Annotated in this window: 23 protein-coding genes and 1 riboswitch; of the genes, 10 read left to right on the top strand and 13 right to left on the bottom strand. The window is 74.2% G+C overall.

What is annotated here, in order from left to right:
* Positions 1–8: 8 nt before the first annotated feature.
* The 5 genes from IF83_RS0106110 to IF83_RS0106130 form a co-directional block, all read right to left on the bottom strand.
* Entirely contained in the window at positions 9–962 is a 954-nt protein-coding gene (locus tag IF83_RS0106110) for a hypothetical protein (protein ID WP_030543001.1), read from the bottom strand.
* A 30-nt stretch (positions 963–992) separates the two neighbouring features.
* Positions 993–1,913 carry a methylenetetrahydrofolate reductase [NAD(P)H] gene (gene metF, locus IF83_RS0106115; protein ID WP_030543002.1) on the bottom strand — a complete coding sequence of 307 codons (921 nt, stop codon included), beginning with the start codon at positions 1,911–1,913 and terminating at the stop codon, positions 993–995.
* Positions 1,914–2,055: 142 nt separating this feature from the next.
* Positions 2,056–2,724, bottom strand: a complete 669-nt coding sequence (gene thiE, locus IF83_RS0106120) for a thiamine phosphate synthase (protein ID WP_030543003.1) — start codon at positions 2,722–2,724, stop codon at positions 2,056–2,058.
* 441 nt (positions 2,725–3,165) lie between these two features.
* Entirely contained in the window at positions 3,166–3,531 is a 366-nt protein-coding gene (locus IF83_RS0106125; RefSeq protein ID WP_030543004.1) for an Rv2175c family DNA-binding protein, read from the bottom strand.
* A 68-nt stretch (positions 3,532–3,599) separates the two neighbouring features.
* Positions 3,600–4,871 carry an NAD(P)/FAD-dependent oxidoreductase gene (locus IF83_RS0106130; RefSeq protein WP_030543005.1) on the bottom strand — a complete coding sequence of 424 codons (1,272 nt, stop codon included), beginning with the start codon at positions 4,869–4,871 and terminating at the stop codon, positions 3,600–3,602.
* A gap of 256 nt (positions 4,872–5,127) precedes the next feature.
* A riboswitch (TPP riboswitch) is annotated at positions 5,128–5,240 on the top strand.
* Here IF83_RS0106130 and thiO point away from each other — a divergent pair.
* From thiO to IF83_RS0106165, 7 genes are all read left to right on the top strand, one after another.
* Positions 5,237–6,511 (top strand): glycine oxidase ThiO, encoded by a 1,275-nt coding sequence (gene thiO / locus IF83_RS0106135; RefSeq protein ID WP_078843211.1) that lies wholly within the window; start codon positions 5,237–5,239, stop codon positions 6,509–6,511. (Overlaps the previous riboswitch by 4 nt.)
* An 80-nt stretch (positions 6,512–6,591) precedes the next feature.
* Complete coding sequence (thiS, locus tag IF83_RS0106140) at positions 6,592–6,792, top strand: sulfur carrier protein ThiS (RefSeq protein WP_030543007.1); 201 nt, start codon at positions 6,592–6,594, stop codon at positions 6,790–6,792.
* A gap of 159 nt (positions 6,793–6,951) precedes the next feature.
* Complete coding sequence (locus IF83_RS0106145; RefSeq protein WP_051722509.1) at positions 6,952–7,695, top strand: thiazole synthase; 744 nt, start codon at positions 6,952–6,954, stop codon at positions 7,693–7,695.
* Between the two features lie 441 nt (positions 7,696–8,136).
* The gene (gene pknB, locus IF83_RS0106150; RefSeq protein ID WP_030543009.1) at positions 8,137–10,158 is read left to right on the top strand and encodes a Stk1 family PASTA domain-containing Ser/Thr kinase; all 2,022 of its coding nucleotides are present in this window, start codon (positions 8,137–8,139) and stop codon (positions 10,156–10,158) included.
* 159 nt (positions 10,159–10,317) lie between these two features.
* Complete coding sequence (locus IF83_RS0106155) at positions 10,318–10,941, top strand: TetR/AcrR family transcriptional regulator (protein WP_051722494.1); 624 nt, start codon at positions 10,318–10,320, stop codon at positions 10,939–10,941.
* A 75-nt stretch (positions 10,942–11,016) separates the two neighbouring features.
* Entirely contained in the window at positions 11,017–12,201 is a 1,185-nt protein-coding gene (locus IF83_RS0106160) for a GDSL-type esterase/lipase family protein (RefSeq protein ID WP_030543011.1), read from the top strand.
* 132 nt (positions 12,202–12,333) lie between these two features.
* Positions 12,334–13,257 (top strand): deoxyribonuclease IV, encoded by a 924-nt coding sequence (locus IF83_RS0106165; protein WP_037678859.1) that lies wholly within the window; start codon positions 12,334–12,336, stop codon positions 13,255–13,257.
* Positions 13,258–13,346: 89 nt separating this feature from the next.
* On the opposite strand, the gene IF83_RS0106170 is transcribed toward IF83_RS0106165, so the two are convergent.
* The gene (locus IF83_RS0106170) at positions 13,347–13,973 is read right to left on the bottom strand and encodes a sulfite oxidase-like oxidoreductase (RefSeq protein WP_030543013.1); all 627 of its coding nucleotides are present in this window, start codon (positions 13,971–13,973) and stop codon (positions 13,347–13,349) included.
* A 272-nt stretch (positions 13,974–14,245) separates the two neighbouring features.
* The gene (locus IF83_RS0106175) at positions 14,246–15,595 is read right to left on the bottom strand and encodes a class II 3-deoxy-7-phosphoheptulonate synthase (protein ID WP_037678861.1); all 1,350 of its coding nucleotides are present in this window, start codon (positions 15,593–15,595) and stop codon (positions 14,246–14,248) included.
* 399 nt (positions 15,596–15,994) lie between these two features.
* Here IF83_RS0106175 and IF83_RS0106185 point away from each other — a divergent pair, with 399 nt between their 5' ends.
* Positions 15,995–18,877 carry a glycosyl hydrolase gene (locus IF83_RS0106185; RefSeq protein ID WP_030543016.1) on the top strand — a complete coding sequence of 961 codons (2,883 nt, stop codon included), beginning with the start codon at positions 15,995–15,997 and terminating at the stop codon, positions 18,875–18,877.
* 132 nt (positions 18,878–19,009) lie between these two features.
* Here the strand turns inward: IF83_RS0106185 and IF83_RS0106190 are convergent, their stop codons facing one another.
* Together IF83_RS0106190 and IF83_RS0106195 are read right to left on the bottom strand one after the other, a co-directional pair.
* Complete coding sequence (locus tag IF83_RS0106190) at positions 19,010–19,390, bottom strand: PIN domain-containing protein (RefSeq protein WP_030543017.1); 381 nt, start codon at positions 19,388–19,390, stop codon at positions 19,010–19,012.
* Complete coding sequence (locus tag IF83_RS0106195; protein WP_030543018.1) at positions 19,387–19,689, bottom strand: hypothetical protein; 303 nt, start codon at positions 19,687–19,689, stop codon at positions 19,387–19,389. The genes IF83_RS0106190 and IF83_RS0106195 overlap by 4 nt, the downstream gene beginning before the upstream one ends.
* 134 nt (positions 19,690–19,823) lie before the next feature.
* Between IF83_RS0106195 and IF83_RS35540 the strand changes: the two genes are divergently transcribed.
* Together IF83_RS35540 and IF83_RS0106200 are read left to right on the top strand one after the other, a co-directional pair.
* The gene (locus IF83_RS35540; RefSeq protein ID WP_369404421.1) at positions 19,824–19,898 is read left to right on the top strand and encodes a trp operon leader peptide; all 75 of its coding nucleotides are present in this window, start codon (positions 19,824–19,826) and stop codon (positions 19,896–19,898) included.
* Between the two features lie 91 nt (positions 19,899–19,989).
* Complete coding sequence (locus IF83_RS0106200) at positions 19,990–22,068, top strand: anthranilate synthase family protein (protein ID WP_078843213.1); 2,079 nt, start codon at positions 19,990–19,992, stop codon at positions 22,066–22,068.
* Positions 22,069–22,322: 254 nt separating this feature from the next.
* Here IF83_RS0106200 and IF83_RS0106205 read toward each other — a convergent pair whose 3' ends face one another.
* The 4 genes from IF83_RS0106205 to IF83_RS0106220 are packed head-to-tail and all read right to left on the bottom strand — an operon-like array spanning position 22,323 to position 26,200.
* Positions 22,323–23,300 (bottom strand): DUF6879 family protein, encoded by a 978-nt coding sequence (locus IF83_RS0106205; RefSeq protein ID WP_051722495.1) that lies wholly within the window; start codon positions 23,298–23,300, stop codon positions 22,323–22,325.
* Positions 23,301–23,347: 47 nt separating this feature from the next.
* On the bottom strand, positions 23,348–24,319 hold the full coding sequence (locus IF83_RS0106210) for an SCO2521 family protein (protein WP_030543021.1): 972 nt from the start codon (positions 24,317–24,319) through the stop codon (positions 23,348–23,350).
* Position 24,320: 1 nt separating this feature from the next.
* Positions 24,321–25,286 carry an SCO2522 family protein gene (locus tag IF83_RS0106215; protein WP_030543022.1) on the bottom strand — a complete coding sequence of 322 codons (966 nt, stop codon included), beginning with the start codon at positions 25,284–25,286 and terminating at the stop codon, positions 24,321–24,323.
* Positions 25,283–26,200, bottom strand: a complete 918-nt coding sequence (locus IF83_RS0106220; protein WP_030543023.1) for an SCO2523 family variant P-loop protein — start codon at positions 26,198–26,200, stop codon at positions 25,283–25,285. The genes IF83_RS0106215 and IF83_RS0106220 overlap by 4 nt, the downstream gene beginning before the upstream one ends.

Genomic DNA, 26,200 nt, shown 5'->3' on the forward strand with positions numbered 1-26,200 from the left:
CCGCCGGGTCAGTAGCGGTACTGCTGCTCGTCGAAGCCGCTGTTGTAGCCGGGAGGCGCCTGGTACGGGTAGGGCTGCTGGTCCGCCGGGGCCTCCTCGGGCGGAAGGGGCGCTCCGCCGTCCCGCGGCTGGGGCACCCAGACGCCACCGGGCGGGGTCTCGGAGTACGGCTGCGCGTACGGGTCCGCCGCGTACGGGTCCGCCGCCTGGTACGGCGCGCCCGCGTACGGGTCGGCCGCTCCGTAGGCCGTGCCGCCCTGGGCGTAGTCCTGACCGTAGCCCTGGTTCTGCGCGCCCGCGTACGGGTCGGAGTAGTCGCCGTACTGCGCCGCCTGGTAGTCGTACGTGCCCTCGCCGTAGCCGGTCTGGCCGCCCGCCTGCCCCGTGGTGGCGCCGGTTCCCGCGTAGGAGCCGTAGCCGTCGTCGTAGCCGGCGTACTCGTCGTAGCCGCCCCGGCCCGTGTCGCGTCCGGGATCGCCGTAGCGGGTGTCGCCGTAGATGCCGTACTCGCCGGTGTCGTCGGGCAGCGGCTCGGGCCGGTAGACCTCCGGCTCCGGCTCCCGTTCCGGGCGTGCGCCGGCGCCGGGGAACCCGCCGCCGTCCGCGAACTCGCCGCCGTCGGGCAGCGCTTCGAGCTCCGAGACCTCCAGCGTGGGCTCCGACCGGTGCCCGGGGTCGCCCTTGCGGCGCTTGCTCGCGCCCGGCTTGCCGCCGATGGCCCACCCGGTGGAGAAGCCGCGCCGGAAGGAGAGCGTGACGAACGTCTGCCCGACGGCGAAGGCCATCGCCCCGATCCCGATCAGGATCACGGAGGGGATGAGCAGGACGCCGACGACCACGCAGGAGAAGCCCGCGAAGGCGAGGAGCCGCCAGCGCAGCCGCGCCTTGTACTGCAGCAGCACTTCACCGAGCAGCCAGAGGGCGACGACCCCGAATGCGATGTAGAGGACTGTCCAGCCCATGTGCCGCCCCGCTTCCGCCGCTTTCGGCCGTCATCGGGGCCGCTGGTGCAGCCCCAGATTTTCGTAGATCTCCAGCGTCGCCGTCGAGTGGTTCAGGGTGATGAAGTGCAACCCCGGGATGCCCTCTCCCATCAACCGCGCGCACAGCTCCGTGGCGTATTCGATCCCAATGGAGCGTACAGCGGCCGCGTCGTCTTTGACGGCGAGGATCCGTTCGGCGAGCTCCGGCGGGAAGGCCGCGTTGCTGAGCTGGGCGAATCTCTCGATCTGCCGGACGTTGGTGACCGGCATGATCTCGGGGATGATCGGGGTCTCGCAGCCGGCCGCGGCCACCCGGTCCCGCAGCCGCAGATAGTCCTCGGGGTAGAAGAACATCTGGGTGATGGCGAAGTCGGCGCCGGCCCGGCACTTGTCGACGAAGTGCCGTATGTCGCTCTCCCAGTCCGGGGAGCGCGGATGCATCTCGGGGAAGGCCGCGACGCCCACGCAGAAGTCGCCGGACTCCTTGATCAGCCGGACCAGGTCGGCGGCGTACCGGACACCCCGGGGGTGCGGGACCCACTCGCCCATCGGGTCGCCGGGCGGGTCGCCGCGGAGCGCGAGCATGTTCCGGATCCCGGCGCCCGCATAGCTGCCGATGACGTTGCGCAGTTCGGCGATGGAGTGGTTCACCGCCGTGAGGTGGGCGACGGGGGTGAGCGTGGTGTCGGTGGCGATCCGCTCGGTGGCCCGCACGGTGCCGTCGCGGGAGGAGCCGCCCGCCCCGTAGGTCACGGAGACGAAGGTGGGGGCGACGGCCTCGATCCGCCGGATGGCGTTCCACAGCGTCCGCTCGCCCTTCTCCGTCTTGGGGGCGGCGAACTCGAACGAGTACGACTGCGCGCCGGACGCGAGAAGGTCGCGCACGGTACGGGCGTGATCCGTCCGGGTGGAGGGGATACCAAGGGCCATACCGGCAGGTTAACCAGCCGGCGCACCCGGCCCCCAGCCTTGTCCAGCAGGCGGACAGCAGGCGGACGGGCGGACGGGCGCGCGGTGTGGGGCCCGCCACAGCGGGCCGGGCCGCTCGCCCCGGAACCGGCCGGCCCCGGGGTCAGAGCGGGCGTTCGCGGAGCCTGCGGGCGAGGTCCGCGGCGGCCGCGGCCGGGTCGGCGGCCTCCGTGATGGCGCGGACCACGACGACCCGCCGGGCTCCCGCGTCCAGTACCTGCTCCAGATTGCCCGCGTCGATCCCGCCGATGGCGAACCACGGGCGGCCGGTGCCGAGGGCCGCGGTGGAACGGACCAGGTCCAGGCCGGGGGCGGGCCGTCCGGGCTTGGTGGGGGTGGGCCAGCAGGGGCCAGTGCAGAAGTAGTCGGCGCCCGGTTCGGCGGCGGCCGCGGCGGCCTCGGCCCCGGAGTGGGTGGACCGGCCGATCAGCGGGCCGTCGCCGAGGATGGCCCGGGCGGCGGGGACGGGCAGGTCGCCCTGGCCCAGGTGGAGGATGTCGGCGCCGGCGGCGTGGGCTATGTCGGCGCGGTCGTTGACGGCGAGCAGCTTGCCGTGGCGGCGGCAGGCGTCGGCCATCACCTCCAGGTGCTCCAGCTCCTCGCGGGCCTCGATGCCCTTGTCGCGCAGTTGCACGACGTCCACGCCCGAGGAGAGCACCGCGTCGAGGAAGGCGGGCAGGTCGCCCCGGTGGGTGCGGGCGTCGGTGCACAGATAGAGCCGGGCGGCGGCGAGCCGCGCGGCGGCTTCGGTGCGGGCATGGGCATGGGCCATGGCGGTCCCCCCGTGTCGTCGGTGTACGGGCCCGGTTTGCCCCCGGACCCGTACACCATTGCGGTCGTTCAGGCTGTGCGGTTGTTCAGGCGGTGCGGTTGTTCAGGTGTCGCGGTTGTCCGGACGCCTGGTGCGGGCGCGCCGGCGCGCGCCCGGTGGTGCGTACGGTACGGGCCGCCGGACGGCCGTGGGGCCGGGCCCCGTGCGGATGTCCGGGACGGCGCGCGGCCGGGGCGTTCCGCGGGAGGGGAGCCGGCCGGGCCACCGCCGCGCTACCGGGCCCGCCCGCGCGCCGCCGGCCGGCCCGCGCCGGTCTCCCGGCGGAGCCCGGCCGGCGGGCGGAGTGGCTGTCCGGCGTGGGACGGGACCGGCGGGCGCGCGGCTATCGGCCGCCGGCCTGCGGGCCGCCCGGTACGGTCGTCCGGCTCCGTCCGGGCCGGGTCAGACGGCGAGCGCCTGGGCGCGGCGCTTCACCTCCGTACCGCGGTTCTCGCCCAGGGCCTGGGCCGGGGTGCCGGGCAGGCTGGGGTCCGGGGTGAAGAGCCATTCCAGCATTTCCTCGTCGGTGAAGCCGTCGTCCCGCAGGAGCGTCAGCGTTCCGACGAGACCCTTGATCACCTTGCCGTCGCCGATGAAGGCGGCGGGCACCTGGAGCACGCGGTTCTCGCCACGGCGCACCGCGATCAGCTGGCCCTCCTTGACGAGCTGCCGGACGCGGGTCACTTCGACGCCGAGGCGTTCGGCCACGTCGGGGAGGGTGAGCCAGTCGGAGACGAGCGCTTCGGTCTTCGTGTCAATCTCGGTCACAGGTCAAGCGTGCCATCCGGGACCGACAGCCGGAAGCGCGGCACCGCCGGGCGGGCGTGCCCACCCGCTCAGACGGCGGCCGACTTGAGCGGCACGGAGGGGTCGGCGGCCCGTTCCGGATCGAGCCGCGCCGCCCGTTCGATCAGCCGGCGGCCCTGCGCCAGGTCCCGCGGGCGCCCCACGGCGAGCAGGGCGGTCAGCACCCCGTCCCGCAGCCAGCAGACCGACCAGGAGACGCCGGCCGGGTCACCGCGCCACAGCAGGCGCTCACCGCCCGTGTGGTGCCCCGCGTACTGCAGGAAACGGCCGAACTGCTCCGACCAGAAGTACGGCACCGGGTCGTACACGGGGGTTTCCTCGGCGCCGCGCGCGATGTGCGCCGCCACGGTGACCGGCCCCCGGAAGGCGTTGTCCCAGTGGTGGATCAGCAGCCGTCGGCCGTAGCGGGCGGAGGGGAAGGACGCGCAGTCGCCGACCGCGTAGACGTCCGGCAGCGAGGTGCGCAGCCGTTCGTCGGCCCGTACGGAGCCGTCCGCGCAGAGCTCGACGCCGGAGCCTCCGAGCCACCCGGTGGCGGGCCGGGCGCCGATGCCGACGACGACGGCGTCCGCGCGGAGCCGGCTGCCGTCCCCGAGGAGTACGCCGCCGGGCTCCACGGCGGCGACCCGGGCGTCGGTGAGGAGACGCGCGCCCGCCTCCTCGTACCAGCCGGCCATGGGGGCGGTGACCTCGGCCGGGAGGGCGTCGGCCAGCGGCCGGCCGGTGGCCTCGACGACGGTGACGGGGCAGCCGGCCTCGCGTGCGGCGGTGGTGAGTTCGGCGCCGATCCAGCCCGCGCCGACGACGACGATCCGGCGGCCCGCGGCGAGCACCGGGCGCAGCCGCTCGGCGTCGTCGACCGTGCGCAGGACGTGCACGCCGGGCGTGGTCTCGCTGCCGGGGAGACCGATCGGCTCGGCACCCGTGGCGATGACGAGGTGGTCGTACGGGAGGACGGTGTCCCCGGCGACGACGAGCCGGTCGCCGGCCCGGAGCGCGTTCGCCGAGTGACCGAGCAGCAGTTCGACGTCCAGGGCCGCGAAGTCGATGCCGAGGCCGGTGTCTCCGGCGGCTCCGGCCGGGCCGGCGGGGGTGGCCGCGGACGCGCCCGTGGACGTTCCGGGGGGCGTGCCGTCCGCGGTGCCGCCGGGCCCGCCGGCGTTCCCGGCGGGCGCGGCCTGGAGCAGCGCCTTCGACAACGGCGGCCGGTCGTACGGCTGGTGGGGTTCGGCGCCGAGGAGGGTGATGGCGCCCGGCCAGCCCTCCTCGCGGAGCGCGACCGCGGTCCGCGCCCCCGCCATGCCCGCGCCGACGATCACGACTCGTTCCGCTGCCCGCCTGTCCTCGCTCACGCGCTCACTCTAGGGCCGCCGGACGGGGCACCGCGGGCGGGTGGCCGCCGCGCCCGGCCGGCCGGCCGGTGACGGGTACGAGCACGCGCGTGCGCCGGGCGAACGGACCGTGCCCGCAACGCCCCTGGACGGCGGGTGGGCGGTGGGGCCTCCGGCGGGGCCGGGCCTTTACAGCGGTCGGCGCGGTGGCGTTAGGCTGGCGGGCACAAGCACTCGCGGGAGCCCGGAGGACCGGGCTGAGAGGGAGGCCGGACCGCCTCCGACCGTACGAACCTGATCCGGGTCATGCCGGCGAAGGGAGGAGCTGGACGCCCATGCACACGTCACCGGGGAACACGCACGGCGGCAGGGACACCGGCGGGAACGGGCGAGCGGGCGGAGGCGGGCGCGGTACCGCCCGGCACACCCATGACGTCCTGGTCGTCGGGGGCGGCATCATCGGCCTGGTCACCGCCTGGCGGGCGGCCCAGCGCGGCCTGGACACCGCCGTCGCCGATCCCGCGCCGGGCGGCGGCGCCGCGCAGGTGGCCGCCGGGATGCTGGCCGCCGTCACCGAACTCCACTACGGCGAGCAGACGCTGCTGGGTCTCAACCTGGCCTCCGCCGCGCGCTATCCGGCGTTCGCGGCCGAGCTGAAGGAGGCGAGCGGCCAGGACATCGGTTACCGGGCCTGCGGCACCCTCGCGGTCGCCCTGGACGCCGACGACCGCGCCCATCTGCGCGAACTGCACGCCCTGCAACTGGCGTCGGGACTGGACGCGCAGTGGCTGACGGGCCGCGAGTGCCGTCGCCTGGAGCCCATGCTCGCGCCGGGGGTGCGCGGCGGCCTGCGGGTGGACGGCGACCACCAGTGCGACCCGCGCCGGCTGGCGGCGGCCCTGGTGCGCGCCTGCGAACGCGCGGGAGTCGTCTTCCACCGGCAGCGCGCCGAACGGCTGTCCGTGCCGGCGGACCGCGCGACCGGCGCCGTCCTGGACGACGGCACGGGCGTCGCCGCGGGGCTGACCGTGCTGGCCGCCGGGAGCACGAGCGGACTGCTGCCGGGCCTGCCGGAGGACGTGCTGCCGCCGGTGCGGCCGGTCAAGGGGCAGGTGCTGCGGCTGCGGGTGCCCGAGCGGTACGCGCCCTTCCTCTCGCGGACCGTCCGGGCCGTGGTGCGCGGCGGGCAGGTCTATCTGGTGCCGCGCGAGAACGGCGAACTGGTGATCGGCGCGACCAGTGAGGAACTCGGCTGGGACACCACCGTCACCGCGGGCGGGGTGTACGAACTGCTGCGCGACGCCCACGAGCTGGTGCCCGGCCTGACCGAACTGCCGCTCACCGAGACCCGCGCGGGCCTGCGCCCCTGCTCGCCGGACAACGCCCCGCTGCTCGGCCCGTCCGCGCTGCCCGGTCTGCATCTGGCGACCGGCCACCACCGCAACGGCGTTCTGCTCACCCCGGTCACCGGGGACGCGATGGCCGAGGCGCTGACCACCGGTGCGCTGCCGGAAGAGGCCCGCGCCTTCTCCCCGCTGCGGTTCGCGGGCGGCGCCACCGGCCCGGGCACCGCCGCACCGGCTTCCGTCCGACAGGAGCAGCCCGCGTGACCGCCGACGCCAACACACACGCCGGCGCACACGCCGGCGCGGACGCCGCCGCGGAGTCCGGCGCCAACGCGACCGCCACCGTGACCGTTTCCGTCAACGGGGCGCCCCGGGAGCTGCCCGCCGGCACCACGCTGGACCGGCTGGTCGACGGCTTCACCCGGGCGCGCACCGGGGTCGCCGCCGCCGTCAACGAGGCCGTCGTCCCACGCGGCGACTGGCCCGCGACCCGGCTCGGCGAGGGCGACCGCGTCGAGATCCTCACCGCCGTCCAGGGAGGCTGACCCATGGCCGACACCACCGTGCAGGACAGCTCCGTGCAGGACAGCTCCGCGGACGACGGCACCGCACCGTCCCCCGGCTTGTCCGTGACCGCACCCGCCTCCGCGACCGCCGCCGATCCGCTGGTCATCGCCGGGGTCCCGTTCGCCTCCCGGCTGATCATGGGCACCGGCGGCGCCTCCAGCCTGGACGTCCTGGAACGCTCCCTCGCCGCCTCGGGAACCGAACTGACGACCGTGGCGATGCGCCGGCTCGACCCGACCGTCCAGGGCTCCGTCCTCTCCGTCCTGGACCGGCTCGGTATCCGCGCGCTGCCCAACACCGCCGGGTGCTTCACCGCCGGGGAAGCCGTCCTCACCGCCCGCCTCGCCCGTGAGGCGCTCGGCACGGACTGGGTGAAGCTGGAGGTCGTCGCCGACGAACGCACGCTGCTGCCCGATCCGGTCGAACTGCTGGACGCCGCCGAGACCTTGGTCGACGACGGCTTCACCGTCCTGCCCTACACCAACGACGACCCCGTGCTGGCGCGGAGACTGGAGGAGGCGGGCTGTGCCGCGATCATGCCGCTGGGCTCCCCCATTGGCTCCGGCCTCGGCATCCGCAACCCGCACAACTTCCAGCTGATCACCGAGAGGGCCGGGGTGCCCGTCATCCTCGACGCGGGCGCGGGCACGGCCTCCGACGCGGCCCTGGCCATGGAGCTGGGCTGCGCCGCCGTGATGCTCGCCTCGGCGGTGACCCGCGCGCAGGAGCCGGTGCTCATGGCGCACGCCATGCGCCACGCCGTGGAGGCCGGGCGGCTGGCGCACCGCGCGGGCCGCATCCCGCGCCGCCACTTCGCCGAGGCGTCCTCGCCCGCCGAGGGCCGCGCCACCCTGGACCCGGAGCGCCCGGCCTTCGGCTGAGGGCCCGGAGCACGGGAGTCCGGACGGGCCGGCAGGCCCGGGAGGCCGGACCGGGGGCGTCCGGCGGCAACCAGCGGCGGCGAAGCCCGCGTACCAGGGCTGCGGTGCCGGCCGGCGAGATCCGCAGGGTGGTTCTCGCCGCAGGTCTCCGGCGCTACGGATCGCCGGCACCGCCGCGTCTCCGGTGGCCCCCGCCACCGTGACGGCACGGCCGCCCCGGCTGTGATCGTTCTCACGCCCGGCCGCCCGGCCGGCCTCCGCCCCGCGCCCGTGGCGGCCCCGGTCCGTACGCCCCAACAGGCGCCCCCGGCACGGCCGCCGCGTCCCCCGGCGCGTACCCCCGGCCCGTTTCCCACCCGCTGTCACATTCCGGTAGCGGTACGGTCATAAGGGCGCCGGGGACGGCCCGCACCGCGCTCCCCGGCTCGTAGACTCACCAGCGTGGATACGACCCTGCAGGACCCCTCGTCCGGCCCGCGCCGGGAGGACCCCCTGGTCGGGCAGGTGCTCGACGGCCGCTACCGGATCGACGCGCGGATCGCCACCGGCGGCATGGCCACCGTCTACCGGGGCCTCGACACCCGGCTCGACCGTGTGCTCGCGCTCAAGGTGATGCACCCCGGGCTCGCGGCCGACGCCTCCTTCGTCGAGCGCTTCATCCGCGAGGCGAAGGCCGTGGCGCGGCTGGACCACCCCAACGTCGTCGGGGTGTACGACCAGGGCGACGACGGCCGCCACGTCTTCCTCGCCATGGAGTACGTCGCCGGCTGCACGCTGCGCGACGTGCTGCGCGAGCGCGGCGCCCTGCGCCCCCGGGCCGCGCTGGACATCCTGGAGCCCGTCCTCGCCGCGCTCGGCGCCGCGCATCTCGGCGGGCTCGTCCACCGCGACATGAAGCCGGAGAACGTCCTGATCGGTGACGACGGCCGGGTCAAGGTCGCCGACTTCGGCCTGGTGCGCGCCGTGGACACCGACACCACGGCCTCCCCCGGCACCCTGCTCGGCACGGTCTCGTATCTTGCGCCCGAGCAGATCGAGCACGGCACCGCCGACCCCCGCGTCGACGTCTACGCCTGCGGCATCGTGCTGTACGAGATGCTGACCGGCGCCAAGCCGCACGCCGGCGGCACCCCCGCCCAGGTGCTCTACCAGCACCTCCACGAGGACGTACCGCCGCCGTCCGCCGCCGTGCCCGGCCTGGCCGCGGGGCTGGACCGCCTGGTGTGCGACGCCACCGCGCGCGTCCCCGGAGCGCGCCCGGCGGACGCGGCCGCGATGCTCGCGGTGGTCCGCGAGGTGCGCGCCGGGCTCACCGAGGCGGAGCTGGACGCGGTGCCGCCGCAGGCGCTGACGCCCGCGGCCGCCGGCAGCGAGGACCGCACGAGCGTCCTGCCCCGTACCCGGGCCGCGGCGGCCGCGGCGGGGGCCCCGGCCCACCGCGGCGGGGCGCGCCGCGAGCCGTACGAGAGCACCACCGCCCTGCACCGCGAGGACGGCATGGAGCGCACCAGCCGTCTGGAGGTGCCGCCGCCGGAGACCCCGGGGCCCGGCTCCTCCGCCGTTCCCACCGCGCCCGCCGGGCGCGCGCTGCGGCGCCGCCGGCTGCTGCCGCTGATCACGGCCGGACTGCTGCTCCTCGGCGGCGTCCTGGGGGTCTGGTACATCAACTCCGGCCAGTTCACGCGGGTCCCGGGCGTACTGGGCGAGCCCCGGGCTGCGGCCGAGAAGACCCTGCGCTCCGCCGGGCTGGACGTCGAGGTGCGGCAGGGCTTCAGCGACGTCGTGGAGCGCGGACGCGTCATCAGCACCAAGCCGGAGCGCGGGGCCCGCATCCGCGACACCGGCACGGTGACCCTCCTCGTCTCCAAGGGCCCGGACGTGGTGGAGATCCCGGATCTCAAGGGCGTACCGCTGGGCCGGGCGAAGGACCGGCTCAAGGAGCTGGGCCTGGTGCCCGGCGTCGTCACCGAGACCTTCCACGACACGGTGGCCCGCGGCGCGGTGGTCCGCAGCAGCCCGAAGGCCGGCACCCAGCGGAAGCCCGACACGGCCGTCGCGCTCACCGTCTCCCGGGGCGAGCCCGTGGAGACGCCCGATGTGACCGGCGAGCCCGCGGCCGACGCCCGGCAGACGCTGGAGGACGCGGGTCTCAAGGTGAGGATCGCCCCGGAGCGCGTCTTCTCCGAGGAGGAGAAGGGCGCGGTGGCCGGGCAGTCGCCCGCCGAGGGTGCCACCCTGGCGCAGGGCGACACCGTCACGCTCACCCTGTCCCGGGGCCCGGAGATGATCGCGGTCCCGGACGTCGAGGGCCAGGACGCCGGGGACGCACGGCGCGAGCTGGAGGAGCTGGGCTTCGAGGTGAAGGTCAGCCGGTTCTTCTTTGGCGACACGGTCTTCGACCAGTCGGTCGATCCGGGCGACGAGGCTCCGAAGGGCAGCACGATCACACTCCGCGTGCGGTAGGGCGAAAGGGCCGTACGGCGGTACGGCCCTCGCTCTTCGTGCGGTTCACGAACGCGGCGCGGACTTCTCGCCCGGTCGGCGGATTCCTGAAGAACATGCCCATTTGCCTAAAGGCGTTAGGCAAAGGCATGATGCCTTCTGGAAACAGGAGGTGAGGCAGTGGCACGCGCAGGGCTGACCACGGAGCGGCTGACCCGGGCCGGAGCGGAGCTGGCCGACGAGGCCGGGCTCGACCAGGTGACCCTCTCGGCGCTCGCCCGGCGGTTCGACGTCAAGGTGGCGAGCCTGTACTCGCACGTGAGGAACTCCCGGGACCTCCGGACGAGGATCACCCTCCTCGCCCTGGAGGAACTCGCCGACCGGGGCGCCGCCGCCCTCGCCGGGCGGGCCGGGAAGGACGCCCTGACCGCCCTGGCGGACGTCTACCGCGACTACGCGAGGGAGCACCCCGGCCGCTACGCCGCGGCCCGGCTGCGGCTCGACCCGGAGACGGCCGCCGCGAGCGCCGGCCCCCGGCACTCCGCGATGACGCGGGCGATCCTGCGCGGCTACGACCTGGCGGAGCCGGACCAGACGCACGCGGTCCGGCTGCTGGGCAGCGTCTTCCACGGCTACGTCACCCTGGAGACGGCGGGAGCGTTCAGCCACAGCGCCCCCGGCACCGAGGAGACCTGGCCGAGGATCCTCGACGCCCTCGACGCCCTGCTGCGGAACTGGCCCGCGCCATCGTCCGCGCCATCGTCCGCGCCCGCCTCCGCGCCCCCGCCCCCGTCCGCCCCCTGACCCGGCCGGGAGACCGCTGCCGCGGCATCCCGCGAAGCCCGGCCATCCGCATCCCCACCCCCAAGAGGCAGGCCAATGCTCACCGAGCACCCCCGGATCACCACCCCCATCACCGCGGACCTCGTGCGCGGCGCCCTCGATCTGGAGCGCACCGAGCACGGGCTGCTGCCGCACCGGCTGCCCGCCCGGGCCCGCGCCCAGTGCGACGACGGACAGCTGGCCATGGCCGAGTCCCAGCCCTCGGGCGTACGGCTGGTCTTCCGTACCCGCGCCACCGCCGTCGAGCTGGACACGCTGCCCACCAAGCGCGTCTACCAGGGCGCCCCGCCCCGCCCGGACGGTCTGTACGACCTGCTCGTCGACGGCCGCCCGGCCGGGCAGGGGCGTGTGGCGGGCGGGAACACCCTGCTCATCGACATGGCCGCCGGGACCGCCGAGAAGCGGCCCGGCCCGCCCGGCACCGTCCGCTTCGACGGCCTGCCCGACGGCGTCAAGGACGTCGAGATCTGGCTGCCGCACAACGAGACCACCGAGCTCCTCGCCCTGCGCACCGACGCCCCCGTCGAGCCGCTGCCGGCCGGGAGCCGCAGGGTGTGGCTGCACCACGGCAGTTCGATCAGCCACGGCTCCGACGCCGCGAGCCCCACCACCACCTGGCCGGCGCTGGCCGCCTCGCTCGGCGGCGTGGACCTGGTCAACCTGGGCCTGGGCGGCGGCGCCCTGCTCGATCCGTTCACCGCCCGCGCCCTGCGCGACACCCCGGCGGACCTGATCAGCGTCAAGATCGGCATCAATGTCGTCAACGCCGACCTGATGCGGCTGCGCGCCTTCGGCCCCGCGGTGCACGGCTTCCTCGACACCATCCGCGAGGGCCACCCCACCGTGCCGCTCCTCGTCGTCTCGCCCGTCCTCTGCCCCATTCACGAGGACACCCCCGGCCCGAGCGCGCCGGACTTCGACGGCCTCGCGGAGGGGAGGCTCCGCTTCCGGGCGACGGGCGACCCCGCCGAGCGCGCCGCGGGGAAGCTGACCCTGGGCGTCATACGGGAGGAGCTGCGCCGCCTCGTGGAGCGGCGGGCCGCCGACGACCCGCATCTGCACCACCTCGACGGCCGCGAGCTCTACGGAGAGGCGGACTCCGCCGAACTGCCCCTGCCCGACGAACTCCACCCGGACGCCGCCACGCACCGCCGCATCGGCGAACGCTTCGCCGCCCTGGCCTTCGCTCCGGGAGGCCCCTTCGGCGCCGAAGGGGCCTGAACCGCCCGCTCCGGCGCCGGCTCCCCGTCCCGCTCCGGCCCGGGACCCGCGTGCTCCGGACCCGGGCCGGGAGCATGCGGGCCGCGGCGGCCCGGCGGCCGGGCCGCCGCGGCCGCCTGGCACCCTGGAGGGGTGAACGCCCCGTACGCCCGCGCCCCCGTCACCGCCCCGGACCATTCCCCCGCCCGCACCCGGAACCCCGTCGGCAGCCATGTCCCCGTGGCCGGCGGGCTCGCCGCCAAAGGGCTGGCCTACGCCCGGGAGATCGGCGCCGAGACCGTACAGGTGTTCGTGGCCAATCCGCGCGGCTGGGCGACCCCGGCCGGCTCCCCGGCGCAGGACGAGGCGTTCCGCGCCGCCTGCGCCGCCGAGGCGCTGCCCGCGTACGTCCACGCGCCCTACCTCATCAACTTCGGCTCGCACACGGAGGCGACCGCCGAGCGCTCCGCGGAGTCCCTGCGGCACTCGCTCCGGCGCGGCCGGGCGATCGGCGCACTGGGCGTCGTCGTCCACACCGGCTCGGCCACCGGAGGCCGGGAGCGCGCCACGGCCCTCGCGCAGGTGCGGGAGCGGGTGCTGCCGCTGCTGGACGAGCTGACGCACGACGACGACCCGTGGCTGCTGCTGGAGCCGACCGCCGGCCAGGGTGCCTCGCTCTGCGCGCTCGCCGAGGACCTGGGCCCGTACTTCGAGGTGCTGGACCGCCATCCCCGGCTCGGCGTCTGCCTGGACACCTGCCACGCCTTCGCCGCCGGGCACGACCTGGCGGCGCCGGGCGGCACCAAGGCGCTGCTGGACGAGCTCGTGGAGACGGCCGGCCCGGGCCGGCTGAAGCTGATTCACGCCAATGACTCCAAGGACGTCTCCGGGGCGCACAAGGACCGGCACGAGAACATCGGCCGGGGCCACATCGGGGCGGAGCCGTTCCGCGAGCTGTTCACGCACCCGGCGGCCGAGGGCGTACCGCTGGTCATCGAGACCCCGGGCGGCCGGGAGGGGCACGCGGCGGACGTGGCCCTTCTGAAAGAGCTCCGGGACGGCGTCACCGGCCCGTAGCGGAGGCGGAAGCCGGGGCGGGCGCCGGAGCGGGGGCACGGCGGGGCGCTCACCGTGCGCCGGTCCGCCCGAAGGCGCCGCCGGCAGGGCTACAGCTCCGGGCCCTCGCCCGGCTCCTCCTGGTAGGAATAGCGCTGCTCGCGCCAGGGGTCACCGAGGTTGTGGTAGCCCCGCTCCTCCCAGAAGCCGCGGCGGTCGGTGGTCATGTATTCGATCCCCCGGAGCCACTTCGGCCCCTTCCAGCCGTACAGGTGCGGCACGATCAGCCGCACCGGGAAGCCGTGTTCGGCGGTGAGGAGCTCGCCGTCCTTGTGGGTGGCGAGGAGGGTCCGCTCGGACGCGAAATCGGAGAGCCGCATATTGGCGCTGTAGCCGTACTCCGCCCAGGCCATGACATGGGTGACGGCGGGCGCGGGGGGCGCGAGCTCCAGGATCGTACGGGCCGCCACGCCGCCCCACTCCGCGCCCGTCATGGAGAACTTCGTGACGCAGTGGAGATCGGCGGTGACCGTCGTGTAGGGCAGCGCCGAGAATTCCTCGTGGTTCCAGCGGTCCTTGCCGGCCGGGTCGGCCAGGGCGCCGAAGATCCGGAACTCCCAGCGCTCGGGTCTGAACTTGGGCACCGGCCCGTAGTGGGTGACCGGCCAGCCGCGCTGTAGCCGCTGGCCGGGAGGAAGGACCGACTGTTCCCCTTCGCGGCTTTCCGGCTGACCCATGAGGTCCATGGTGACAGACCCCGGCCGCGGATCGTGACCGGGGCGGGGACGAAGGGGGTGAACGCGGGCCGGCGAGGACGTTCCGGATCAATTCTCCGGAGGCCCGGCCGGGCCGGCCGCGGTGCCCCCCTGCACCGCACCCCGGCCCGCCGGTTCCGGTACGCGTGCGCGAGGGGCGCGGATCGATGCGATCCGCGCCCCTCGCGCACGTCATGTCCGGAAAGCCGCCCGGTGGTGAGCCCGGGCCCGGCTCACCACCGGGCGGCCCCGGCTCACTGCTCCCGGTACATCTCCGCGACCAGAAACGCCAGGTCCAGCGACTGGCTGCGGTTGAGCCGCGGGTCACAGGCCGTCTCGTACCGCTGGTGCAGGTCGTCCACGAAGATCTCGTGGCCGCCGCCGACGCACTCGGTGACGTCGTCGCCGGTGAGCTCTATGTGGATGCCGCCCGGGTGGGTGCCGAGGCCCTTGTGGACCTCGAAGAAGCCCTTGACCTCGTCCAGCACGTCGTCGAAGCGGCGGGTCTTGTGCCCGGAGGCCGCCTCGAAGGTGTTGCCGTGCATCGGGTCGCAGGCCCAGACCACCTGGGCACCGGAGGCGGTGACCTTCTCCACCAGGTTGGGGAGCTTGTCGCGGACCTTGTCCGCGCCCATCCGGGTGATGAAGGTCAGCCGGCCCGGCTCGCGGTCCGGGTCGAGCCGGTCGATCAGCGCCAGCGCGTCCTCGGGCGTCGTGGACGGGCCGAGCTTGACGCCCACGGGGTTGCGCACCCGGGAGGCGAACTCGATGTGCGCCCCGTCGAGCTGCCGGGTCCGCTCACCGATCCAGACCATGTGGCCGGAGACGTCGTAGAGCTGCCCCGTCCGGGAGTCGGTGCGGGTGAGCGCCGACTCGTAGTCGAGGATCAGCGCCTCGTGCGAGGAGTAGAACTCGACGGTCTTGAACTCCTCCGGGTCCGCGCCGCAGGCGTTCATGAAGTTCAGCGCCCGGTCGATCTCGCGGGCCAGCGCCTCGTAGCGCTGCCCGGACGGGGAGTTCTTCACGAAGTCCTGGTTCCAGGCGTGCACCTGCCGCAGGTCGGCGTAGCCGCCGGTGGTGAAGGCGCGCACGAGGTTCAGCGTCGAGGCGGAGGCGTGGTACATCCGCTTCAGCCGCTCCGGGTCCGGGACCCGGGCCTTCTCGGTGAACTCGAAGCCGTTGACGGAGTCGCCCCGGTACGAGGGCAGCGTCACGCCGTCGCGGGTCTCGGTCGACTTGGACCGCGGCTTGCTGTACTGGCCGGCGATCCGGCCCACCTTCACGACCGGCACGGAACCGGCGTAGGTGAGCACGGCGCCCATCTGGAGGAGCGTCTTCAGCTTGTTGCGGATCTGGTCCGCGCCCACGGCGTCGAACGCCTCGGCGCAGTCACCGCCCTGGAGCAGGAACGCCTCACCCCTGGCTACGGCACCCAGCTGGGCCCGCAGCTGGTCGCACTCGCCGGCGAAGACGAGCGGAGGATAGGACTCGAGGTCCGCGATCACATCGCGCAGAGCCTCGGAGTCGGGCCACTCGGGCTGCTGCGCCGCGGGCAGGTCTCGCCAGGTGTTGACACCGGCGGTGGATTCAGCGTTCACGGTCACGGCGTCAACCCTACGACGCTCCGCCGCGCCGCCCATCCCGCGCCCGGAATCTGAGACAAAATCCCGCCTCCCCCCTCCCCTCCCCGCCGGACCGTCCGCTGCGGGAGCGCCGCCGGGTTGTGGGAGCGGCGGCCCGGCCGCCCGCCGCCGAGGCTCCAGAAACCGAAGGACGCCGCCCCTTCCCGGCCGTCCTCCCCGCCACCCCGCCGACCATGGCCATGACGGCCCGCACCGGCCGCCGCCTGGGCGTATCCCGCGGCCCGGCGAGACGGCCCCCGCGCGGCCCGGGCCGCCGGCCGGAACCGGCGGGGATCCCGCACCGCTTCAAGTATTGACGGTGTACCGACAGCTCTCTACGTTGACGACATTCTTTGAGAGCGCTCTCAAAAAGGAGAGTCCATGCGTCTTCGCAGACTTCTGGCCGTCACCACGGCCGCCGGCTTAACAGCCACGGGCCTCGTCGCGGCCGGGGCGAACAGCGCCGCCGCGGCCACCGTCCCCGTCGGACAGGGCAGTTACAGCGACACCCGTCCGGCCGGCGCCGCCGGACCGCAGAACAACAGCGGCGCCCCCGTCACCCCCAAGGTCACGGCCGCCGCCGAGGACCGGCCCGTGCCGACCAACGACTGGTGGTCGTCCCTGGCCTTCCAGCGCTTCGCGGACAACCCGTACTCCGAGAACATGTACGGCCACCCCCTCACCTACAAGGCGGTCTCCGGCGGACTGGAGGTCGGCTACCCCACCGCCTCGGCGATCGTCGGCGACGGCCGCCAGTACGAATTCCCGCACCAGCGGGATCTCACCGTCGGCCTCGACGGCCTCAACTCCCCCGACGCCAAGGCCCACGACTGGAGCGACTGGACCGTCACGCCCCAGTGGTCCGACGGCTCCCGGACGTTCCGCGCCACCATCGGCCACGGCATGCCCTTCGTCTACGCCCAGGGCAGCGGCGGCGCCGCGCGGATCACCACCGCGAGCACGCCCGAGGTCTTCGCCGACGACGGCAACGTGCTCGGCGTCACCGTCGCCGGCCACCACTACGCGCTCTTCGCGCCCACCGGCAGCGACTGGACGGTCTCGGGGAACGACATCCGGGCCGGCCTGGGCTCCAAGGACTACTTCTCGCTGGCCGTCCTGCCCGACACCGACGCCCTGGCGGACTACCGCGCCTACGCCTTCAGCTTCGTCACCGGCTCCAAGGCGACCTGGGACTACGACGAGAAGGCCGGCCGGGTGCGCGCCGGCTACACCCTCACCACCACCGCCAAGGAGGGCACGGAGACCGGCACCCTCCAGGCCCTCTACCGCCACCAGTGGCTGCACACCACCGATCCGCTCACTCCCCACACCTACGTCTCGCCCCGCGGCACCATGAAGGTGCGCGAGGGGAAGAGCTTTACCACCGAGCAGAAGGTGACCGGCGTCCTGCCCGGTCTGCCGAAGACCTCCGGCCCCGACACCGCCCGGCTCAAGACCTACCTCGACGAGGCCGTCAACGCCGGCGATCCGTTCAGCGGAGCCCGGGACACGTACTGGACCGGCAAGGCCCTGGGCAAGCTCGCCCAGCTCGTCCCCATCGCGGACCAGCTGGGGGAGACGGCCTCCCGGGACAAGCTGCTGGAGCTGATCAAGGGACGGCTGGAGGCGTGGTTCACCGCCGGCGGGGAGGCCGAGTTCTCCTACGACGCGGACTGGCGCACCCTCACCGGCTACCCCGCCTCCTACGGCAGCGACAAGGAGCTCAACGACCACCACTTCCACTACGGCTACTTCGTGCTGGCTGCGGCCGTCGTCGCCCAGCACGACCCGGCGTGGGCGGCGGACTCCGCCTGGGGCGGCATGGTCGACCTGCTCGTACGGGACACCGCCAACCCCAGCCGGACCGACGCGATGTTCCCCTTCCTGCGCGGCTTCGACGTCTACGCCGGGCACAGCTGGGCCGCCGGACACGCCTCCTTCGCGGCCGGCAACAACCAGGAGTCGTCCTCCGAGTCCGTCAACCTCAGCGCCGGACTCATCCTGTGGGGCTCGGCGACCGGCAACACCTCGCTGCGCGACCTCGGCGTCCACCTCCTCACCACGGAGTCGGAGGCCATCGCCCAGTACTGGTTCGACGCCGACGAGGAGGTCTACCCCGGCGACTACACCCACGACATCGTCGGCATGGTGTGGAGCAGCGGCGCCGCCTACGCCACCTGGTGGACCGCCAACCCGGAGGAGATCCACGGCATCAACGTCCTCCCCGTGACGGGCGGTTCGCTCCACCTGGCCCGCGAGAAGGACGCCATCCGGCGCAGCATCGCCGAGATGGAGAAGGAGAACGGCGGCCCGGCGACGGAGTGGCGCGACCTGCTGTGGGAGTTCCAGGCCCTGGCCGACCCGGCGAAGGCCAAGGCCGCCTGGGACGCCAACGGTGGCGCCTACACCCCGGAGGAGGGCGAGACCAAGGCCCACACCTACCACTGGATCACCACGCTGGACGCGATCGGGACCCCCGACACCTCCGTCACCGCGGACAGCCCCACCGCCGCCGCGTTCGCCAAGGGCGACCGCCGCACCTACGCGGCCCGCAACGACACCGGCACCGCCCGGACGGTCACCTTCTCCGACGGCGCGGTCCTCAACGTCCCCGCCCACTCCTCCGCCTCCGGCGACGGAACCGACACCCCGCTGCCGGGCGACCCGGACCCCACGCCCACCCCCACACCCACACCCACCGACCCGGAGCCCACCCCCACGGACCCGGAACCCACCCCGACCGATCCCGAACCCACCCCGACGGACCCCTCCCCCTCGCCGGTGACCGGTGACACCTTCCACCTGCGTCCGGGCGGCACGCTCGGCACCACCGCGGCCACGGCCCCGGCCACCGACACCATCGCCTCCGCCGAGGGCGGCAATTACGACGGCACCCCGCACAAGCCGCTGGTGTACGAGGTGCGGAACGTGGACGGCACCGTGAAGGACGGCGCTTCCACCGACTTCCGGCTCAAGGTCGACGCCGGTGTGTACGTCGGCCTCGGCCAGCAGGTCCGGATCTCCTACGACCTGACCGGCGACGGTTCCTTCGACCGCGTCGAGACGTACCGCTACTTCGCCACCGACCCCCTCCCCGGCTACGAGGACTACACCCCCGCCCGCACCGGACTGCTCTCCTCCTCCGGCACCCTGGGCAACCTCCGGGGAGGGACCGTCCGCGCCGAGGTCTGGAGCGCCATCGGCAACGCCCCGGCCACGCTCCAGGTCGGCACCGGCTCGGTCCTGACCATCCCCTTCCGTTAGACCACGGCCCGGCGGCGGCCCCGCGGCCCCGGGCCGGCGGTGAGCGCCCGGGATCACCCGGTGTCAGGCGGGTGATCCCGGGCGCGGCCCGTACACGACGCCGCGCCCGAAAAGCGCACGCAGCACTTCCGGCTACTCCGCGACCGGCATGATCGCCACACCGAATCCCTTGTAGGTGCCGGGCCGCGTCGTCGCGATCTCCCAACCGGTGGTGGTGGCGAGCATGGCAGCGTGAACCGCCGGCCAGCCATCGGCGGGCCAGAGTGCCTGAGCCAGCCGGCCACAGGCGTCAGCCGTGATCCGGTCGAGGGTGTGGACGTCCACCCCGGGGAGCTGCGCGAGGTGCAAGGAGATGCCGGCACGGTGCCGGACGGCTTCCGCGACACACATCGCGGGGGCCGCGATGGTGTAGTCGGGGCGGCTGTGGGCCCGGACGATATAAGCCGAGAGAAGCCGGTTGCCGGAGCCCGCGGCGGTCAGGGCGTGGTGGTCGAAGATGATGCCGTTGCTCATGCGGCACCCGCGCCCCCGGCTGAGCGCCGAGCCTCGGTGCGGGCGATGCTGGCCGCGATCATGCCTTCGGCCTCGATGAGTTCCTCGTCGCTGAGACGGGCGCCTCCGAGAAGATTCTCCTCCACATAGGCCCGGACTCTTTCCGCTTGCCGGTCACGCTCTATGCGGTAACGCGCTGTTTCGTTGAGCCAGGCGGAGACCGAGGACGTCTGACCACTGGCCACCAGATCCTGCACCGCGTGCAGAAGTTCGGGATCCAGAGTCACGGAAACGGGCTTCTTCGGCGCCTTCTCAGTCATGACACGATGCTATACGAACCCCATGCGATTCCCTCGCATGGTCGCCGGAAGGGCCGTCGCGCACTCGCCGGGCCCTCGCGCACGTGGCCGGAACGGAGCGGTGCGCCCGGTGCCGTTCGGATAGAGTGGCCGGCATGTTCGCGCCTCTGACCCAGAACTGGTGGTGGCCCGCTGAGACGGCGGCCCACCTCCTCGCGCGTACCCACTGAACCTCTCACCGCGAAGGCCGCCCCCGGGGGCGGCCTTCGGCGTTTTCACGGACGGCCGTCCCTCCGCAGCTGACGGAAGGAACCGCCCGCCATGGAACGATCACCCGGCACCGCCCGCACCTCCGCTTCCCCCGTCTCTCCCGCCTCCCCGAGCCCGTCCCCCGCCGCTCCCGGCCCCGACGGCTTCCTCGCCTCCCCCGCCGCCGTCGTGGCGCGGCTGCTGAGCCCGGGCGGCCCGCCCTTCGCGCTGCTGCGCCGCCGGTCGCCGGGACGGGAGGAGGACGTGGTCGAGATCCTCACCGGTCCCGTCGAGCACGTCGAGCGGCTGGCCGACATCCCGCTCGGCGAGGGGCCGGCCGCGGACGGACGGCCCGTCACCGACGCGCTCGCCCTCATCCCCTTCCGCCAGATCCGCGAGCGCGGCTTCGACGTCCGGGACGACGGGACGCCGCTGGCCGTCCTCCGCCCCGAGCAAACCCTCGAACTGCCGCTCGCCGCCCTCCTGGACGCCCTGCCCCGGCATCCGGTGCGGGTGGAGAACGGGGCCTTCGACGTGACCGACGACGCCTACGCGGAGATCGTGGAGCGCGTCGTCCGGGACGAGATCGGCCGCGGCGAGGGCGCCAACTTCGTCATCCGCCGCACCTTCCGCGGTGAGATCCCCGGCTTCGGCCCCGCCGACGCCCTCGCCCTCTTCCGGCGGCTGCTCGCCGGGGAGCGCGGCGCCTACTGGACGTACGCCGTGCACACCGGCGAGCGCACCCTGGTCGGCGCCAGTCCGGAGGCGCATGTGCGGATGTCCGGCGGAACGGTCGTGATGAACCCCATCAGCGGCACCTACCGCTACCCGCCCGGCGGGCCGGACGCCGAGGGCCTGCTGCGCTTCCTGCACGACCGCAAGGAGGTGGAGGAGCTGTCCATGGTCGTGGACGAGGAGCTGAAGATGATGTGCGCCGTCGGCGACCGCGGCGGCGCCGTCATCGGGCCGAGGCTGAAGGAGATGGCGCATCTCGCGCACACCGAGTACGAGTTGCGCGGCCGCAGCTCCCGGGACGTCCGGGAGGTGCTGCGGGACACCATGTTCGCGGCGACGGTCACCGGCTCACCGGTCCAGAACGCCTGCCGCGTCATCGAACGGTACGAACCCATGAGCGCGGCGGACCCGGACGGCCGCGGGCGCGGCTACTACGCGGGCGCGCTCGCGCTCATCGGACGGGACGCGGGCGGCGCGCAGACCCTGGACTCCCCCATCCTCATCCGGACCGCCGACATCGCCCCGGACGGCCGGCTGCGGGTGCCGGTCGGCGCCACCCTCGTCCGCCACTCCGACCCGCGGAGCGAGGTGGCCGAGACGCACGCCAAGGCGGCCGGCGTCCTCGCCGCGCTGGGCGTGCGTCCCGCGCCCGGCGGCCCGGACGGCCGGGGCGGCCCGGACGGCGCCGCGCCGCGGCGGCTCGCGGACGATCCGCGGGTGCGGGCCGCGCTCGACGCCCGCCGCGCCTCCCTGGCACCGTTCTGGCTGCGCATGCGGACGGCGGAGGACCCGGCGGCGTCCGCCGCCCCGCTCGGCCCCGCCCTCTCCGGCCACCACGCCCTGGTCGTCGACGGCGAGGACACCTTCACGGCCATGCTGGCGCACCTGCTGCACTCCACCGGTCTCGCGGTGACCGTACGCCGCTACGACGAGCCGGGGCTGCGCGAGGCGGCGCTCGCCCACCGCGGCCCGGTGGTCCTCGGCCCCGGCCCGGGCGACCCGGCCGACGCGGCCGACCCCAAGATGCGCTTTCTGCGCGCCCTCGCCGCCGAACTGCTGCGGGAGCACCGGCACGGGCTGCTGGGCGTCTGTCTCGGTCACGAACTGCTCGCCGCGGAACTGGGGCTGGAGACCGTCCGGAAGGACGTGCCCCACCAGGGCGCGCAGGAGCGGATCGACTTCTTCGGCCGCGAGGAGACCGTCGGCTTCTACAACACCTTCACCGCGCGCTGCGGGGAGGCGGCGGCACGAGAGCTGGCCCTGCGGCAGGTGGAGCTGAGCCGCGATCCGGTCACCGGCGACATCCACGCGCTGCGCGGTCCCGGCTTCGCGGGGGTGCAGTTCCACCCGGAGTCGGTGCTGACCCTCGACGGGAGGTCCGTCGTCACCGGCCTGCTGGCGGCCGTGCGCGTGTAGGGCCGCTCCGGTGCGGCCACAGCGGCCGCGGGGAGCTGGTCACCGGGAGCGCCGGGGTCCGCGGGCCCGCCCCGGCGTCCCCGGACCCAGAGGTCCGTACGGAACGGGACCGAGACCCGGCCATGCCGCGCCCCGGCGGCAAGTGCGGCGGGCGCGGCGGGCAGCCGTCCGGCGGACGAACGGCGCCCCCCGCGGCCGCCGCGGTCACGCGGTCGCCTGCCGCGCCCCGGGGACCGGGCCCGGCGAAGGCCCGGCTAATCGTCCGGTTCCGGTTCCTCCTCCCCGGCCTTCCACAGCTCCTCGAAGCGCTTGATGCGCCGGGCCACCCGGTCCTCGCGCAGGTCCAGCGTGGTCTTGGCGTTCATCCCGCGCAGGTCCGGCTCGACCTCGTAGGACAGCGAGTGGTCGAAGACGATGAAGTCGTTCGTGGTGTCGATCCCGGCCGTCGGGGGCAGCTCGGACAGCGCGAGGACGCGCACCTCGATGCCCAGGCCCTTCTGGTGCTCCACCACTTGCAGCAGTTCTTCGTCGATCTCCTGCGGTGTGTTGACGATGAACAGCCGGCGGATGCTCACCCCGTGCTCGTGGATCGCGTCCCGCTGGGCCCGCAGATAGCGCTGCCCCAGCTCGGTGGGCCAGAAGTCGTGGTCCACGGAGGTGCTGGTGGCGTCGATGGTGCGGGAGGCGCACTGGGTGAGCGTCACGATCCAGTCGTGGTCCTCCCCGTCGTAGTCGGCGTGTTTCTGATGGAGGTTGGCCATCAGGGTGCCGACGCGGGTGACCTCGGCCTGGGCGAACGCCTTCACGATGTCGGGCCCCTCGGAGCCGACGGTCGTGGCGTTGCGCACCAGCCGGGTCACCCCGTCGGCCCGCAGGGCCGAGCCCTCGACCAGGCCGAACAGCTCGGTGGCGTGGTTGATCTTGGCGAAGCCCTCGGCGACCAGCTCCTTCATCTCGGCGTTGTGGACGGTGAGGCTGTGCTCCACGGCGCCGAGCCGCCGCTCGAAGTCGACCATGTACTGCACGATCATGGCCGCTCCGGCGACGAAGACGGAGACCGTCAGCTTCCAGACCTCCGGTTGCTCGACGGCGTTGGTCAGGGCGTAGGTGAAACCGCCGATCAACGCGGTGATGAGGGTCTTCAGCAGGAATGGCGGAATGCCGGCCTGCCGCGGCGGGTCCAGGGCCGCCGCGGCGGCCGGTGCTCCCGGTGTTCTCGTCGATGCGTGCATCTGTCGTCCAACTCCCCCGGTCGGGTTTGCGCGTGCCCGCACCCCCGTCAGCGTGCCGTCAGGGCTTCGCGCAGCAACGGAATGGCCTGCAGGGCGAGCTGGTCCCTGATGCGCTGGACCAGCGTCTGCCACTGCCGGGTGAATCCGGGCTCCCGCTCAAGCACCTCCCACAGCGGGCCCAGGGTCGTGTCCACTCGTGCTCTCGGCATCCACAGGTGCAACAGATGGTCCACGGCCGGGCGGAGCGCCATCACGGCCTCGTGCCCGTCCGCCGATCCCAGCCGGCTGCGCTCGACCATCCGTACGAGGGTCGTGAGCAGCCAGTCGTGCAGGGCCAGATCCTCACAGAGGCCGGCGCAGCGGGAAGGTTCCACGTGCTCCGGCAGCCGCAGCTCCACGGTGCGGAGCCCGTCCTCGGCGAGGGTGAAGCGTTCGATCGACGGGCCGTCGCCGTCCCGGGCCCGTAACGCGGCCCAGCGCAGCCGTGTGCGCCGGGATTTGAAGGGGGGCCGCTGGTCCAGCAGCGGATGCCGCAGCAGATCGCCGAGGAGCCGTTCGGCGATCGCCCCCAGATCGAGCTCGCCGGGCTCCCTGCGGTCGGCCAGGACGCCGTCGGCGACGGCCCGTTCGGGCAGCCGGCCCAGGGGTTCCACCACACCGGGCCGGACGAGGTAGTGCCCCCAGGGGCGGCGCGGCTCCGCGCCCCGGCCCGGGGAGCGGAAGTACGCGGTGCTCTGGAGCACCCGGCCCTCGGTGAGCACGGCGCGGGCGGCGACCGTGCCGACGGCGCGCACCTTGGCGCCGGTGGCCGCGGGCAGCCGGCAGTCCACACCGGTGAGGACGTCCGGGGAGACGGCGTGCAGATTGGGCCGCTCGGAGATCCGCACCCGCTCGTCCGCCCGGATGCGGAGCAGTTCGCCCGCGGCCGCCGCGGGCAGCGACGCGAAGGTCTGGAGGAGGCAGGTGCGGACCTCACCACAGATCAGCACGGTCTCCCCGGGGTCTCCGGGCGCCCGCATCTCAGGGCCCCGCGCAGAAGACGTGGCTGACGCGGTCGGCGATCTCGTCCGGGAGCGTGACCTTCTCCCCGGCGGAGCGCTCGGCGACCTGGCGGAGCGCACCGGAGTCCACTTCGACCTGGCCGAGGATGACGCGGACGGCGTGCTCGACCGGCAGGAAGCGGGAGGGCAGCACGGACCAGGTGCGGTAGGCGGCGAACGGCTGGGCCGCGGGGTTGAGCCGGGTCAGCGGCGCCAGGTCGGCCCAGTCCCGCGGAAAGCCGCCGTCCGGCCGGGGCCGTGCCCGGAGCACGGGCTCGCCGCGGTGGCGGAGGAGCCCGAGCCGGGCCAGGTGCCAGACGGCGGCGAGGAACGGGCAGGACCAGGTGCGGCGGCCGTCGCGGTCGTCCCACAGCTCGACGTCCATGAAGACGGAGTGGCGGCGGGCGGCGGTCTCGGCCGGCGGCCGCCACGAGGCCGGGAGGTCGTTGGCCATCGCCTCCAGCCGCTCCACTCCGGGGGTGCGCTCCCCGTTGGCGAGCCAGCCGATCTCCTTCACCGGTGGGCGGGAGCCGTCGCTGCCGGGCGGCGGCGACTCGACGAGCCGGTGCTCGACGGCTTCGGCGAGACGCACGCCGTCGGCCACGTCGCAGGCGGACTCCCGGGCCAGGTAGTCGATGGTCAGTCCGCAGCGCTCGGCCTCGGTCAGCAGGAGGGGGACGAGCTCGGCGGGCGAGGAGAAGCGGCTGAAGTAGTCGTCGACGAGGAAGCAGGTGCTGATCCGCGGCCGCGCGCCCCCGCCGTTCGCGGCGGAGGCGCGGACCGCGTCCACCCAGGGCCGCACCTGGGCGAAGTGCGCGCGCAGCCGTTCCGGGCCCGCCTCGAAGTCCTCCATGTACAAGTGGCCGATCTCCAGCGAGACATGGGAGAACGGCACGGACTTCGTGCGCGGGTCGGCCGTCGTCTCCCGGAAGACAGCGTCCGTCACGGCTGCCCCCAGAACTCGTCGTCGGTGAGCTTCCCGGCGAGCTCTTCGAGGGCCTGCAGGGTCTCGATGTTGGCGATCCGGCTGGCGAGGACGTCCTCGTCGGTGATGAGCTGCTCCCGCCACTGCAGGACGGGTTCCAGCGGTACGGAGCCGAGCAGCCGGGTGTAGCCGATGTCGAGGTCCGCGGCGAGCACGTCGAGGTCCTGGTCGCACTTGCGCATCCAGGCGGACTGGGCGGGCGGCACCTGGGACCACAGCGGTGACTCGGGATCGGGCACCGCGGCCCGGACGAAGCGGATGGAGCCGGTGAGCCGCGCCTCGTCGTGCCCGCGGGCGACGCCGCCGGCGACGATGCCCCGGCCGCCGAAGACCAGCCCGGCGGCGGCGATCACATGCTGGCGGGTCCAGCGGTGGTAGACGAGCCAGCGGGCCGGGACCGAGCGCATCTCGCGCCGCGAGGTGGCCTCCAGGGCGAGGTCCACGGCGTAACTGCGGCCGGCGCTCAGGTCGACCACCACGACGTCGAACTCGCCGTTCAGCCGGAGGAGGAGATCGACGCAGCGGCGCAGGGTCTCCCGGCCGACGGTGAACTCGCCGCCGCTGCGGTCGCCGGGCAGCAGGACGAGGTTGCCGGAGCCGGCCGGGCGGTGGCGCAGCAGCTCGTGCTCGGTGTCGGCCCAGACGTCGATCCGTACCGGCTCGGTGTTCCTGCCCTGGAGGTAGGAGTGGAGCCCGCCCGTCTCGACGCCGCGCAGCGCTCCGGGCACGTCGAAGACGGCGGCCGCGGTGGGGGAGCCGAAGTCGAAGTCGAGATAGCAGACGTCGTCCCCGGCGAGCGCGCGGCGGTAGGCCAGGTTCGCGCTGGTGACGGAGCGGCCGGTGCCCCCCTTGTCGGAGGCCGCGAAGACGATCAC

It is taken from the genome of Streptomyces albus subsp. albus (genome assembly GCF_000719865.1).
Classification (GTDB): domain Bacteria; phylum Actinomycetota; class Actinomycetes; order Streptomycetales; family Streptomycetaceae; genus Streptomyces; species Streptomyces albus_E.

Excerpts from the sequence above, each read along its gene's own strand:
- IF83_RS0106195 (WP_030543018.1), bottom strand. The coding sequence starts at position 19,689 with ATGACTGAGAAGGCGCCGAAGAAGCCCGTTTCCGTGACTCTGGATCCC.
- IF83_RS0106210 (WP_030543021.1), bottom strand. The coding sequence starts at position 24,319 with ATGCGGGCGCCCGGAGACCCCGGGGAGACCGTGCTGATCTGTGGTGAG.
- IF83_RS0106185 (WP_030543016.1), top strand. The coding sequence starts at position 15,995 with ATGCGTCTTCGCAGACTTCTGGCCGTCACCACGGCCGCCGGCTTAACA.
- metF (WP_030543002.1), bottom strand. The coding sequence starts at position 1,913 with ATGGCCCTTGGTATCCCCTCCACCCGGACGGATCACGCCCGTACCGTG.
- IF83_RS0106205 (WP_051722495.1), bottom strand. The coding sequence starts at position 23,300 with ATGCACGCATCGACGAGAACACCGGGAGCACCGGCCGCCGCGGCGGCC.
- IF83_RS0106200 (WP_078843213.1), top strand. The coding sequence starts at position 19,990 with ATGGAACGATCACCCGGCACCGCCCGCACCTCCGCTTCCCCCGTCTCT.
- thiE (WP_030543003.1), bottom strand. The coding sequence starts at position 2,724 with ATGGCCCATGCCCATGCCCGCACCGAAGCCGCCGCGCGGCTCGCCGCC.
- IF83_RS0106160 (WP_030543011.1), top strand. The coding sequence starts at position 11,017 with ATGCTCACCGAGCACCCCCGGATCACCACCCCCATCACCGCGGACCTC.
- IF83_RS0106145 (WP_051722509.1), top strand. The coding sequence starts at position 6,952 with ATGGGCACCGGCGGCGCCTCCAGCCTGGACGTCCTGGAACGCTCCCTC.
- IF83_RS0106190 (WP_030543017.1), bottom strand. The coding sequence starts at position 19,390 with ATGAGCAACGGCATCATCTTCGACCACCACGCCCTGACCGCCGCGGGC.
- thiO (WP_078843211.1), top strand. The coding sequence starts at position 5,237 with ATGCACACGTCACCGGGGAACACGCACGGCGGCAGGGACACCGGCGGG.
- IF83_RS0106170 (WP_030543013.1), bottom strand. The coding sequence starts at position 13,973 with ATGGGTCAGCCGGAAAGCCGCGAAGGGGAACAGTCGGTCCTTCCTCCC.
- IF83_RS0106110 (WP_030543001.1), bottom strand. The coding sequence starts at position 962 with ATGGGCTGGACAGTCCTCTACATCGCATTCGGGGTCGTCGCCCTCTGG.
- IF83_RS0106130 (WP_030543005.1), bottom strand. The coding sequence starts at position 4,871 with ATGGCGGGGGCGCGGACCGCGGTCGCGCTCCGCGAGGAGGGCTGGCCG.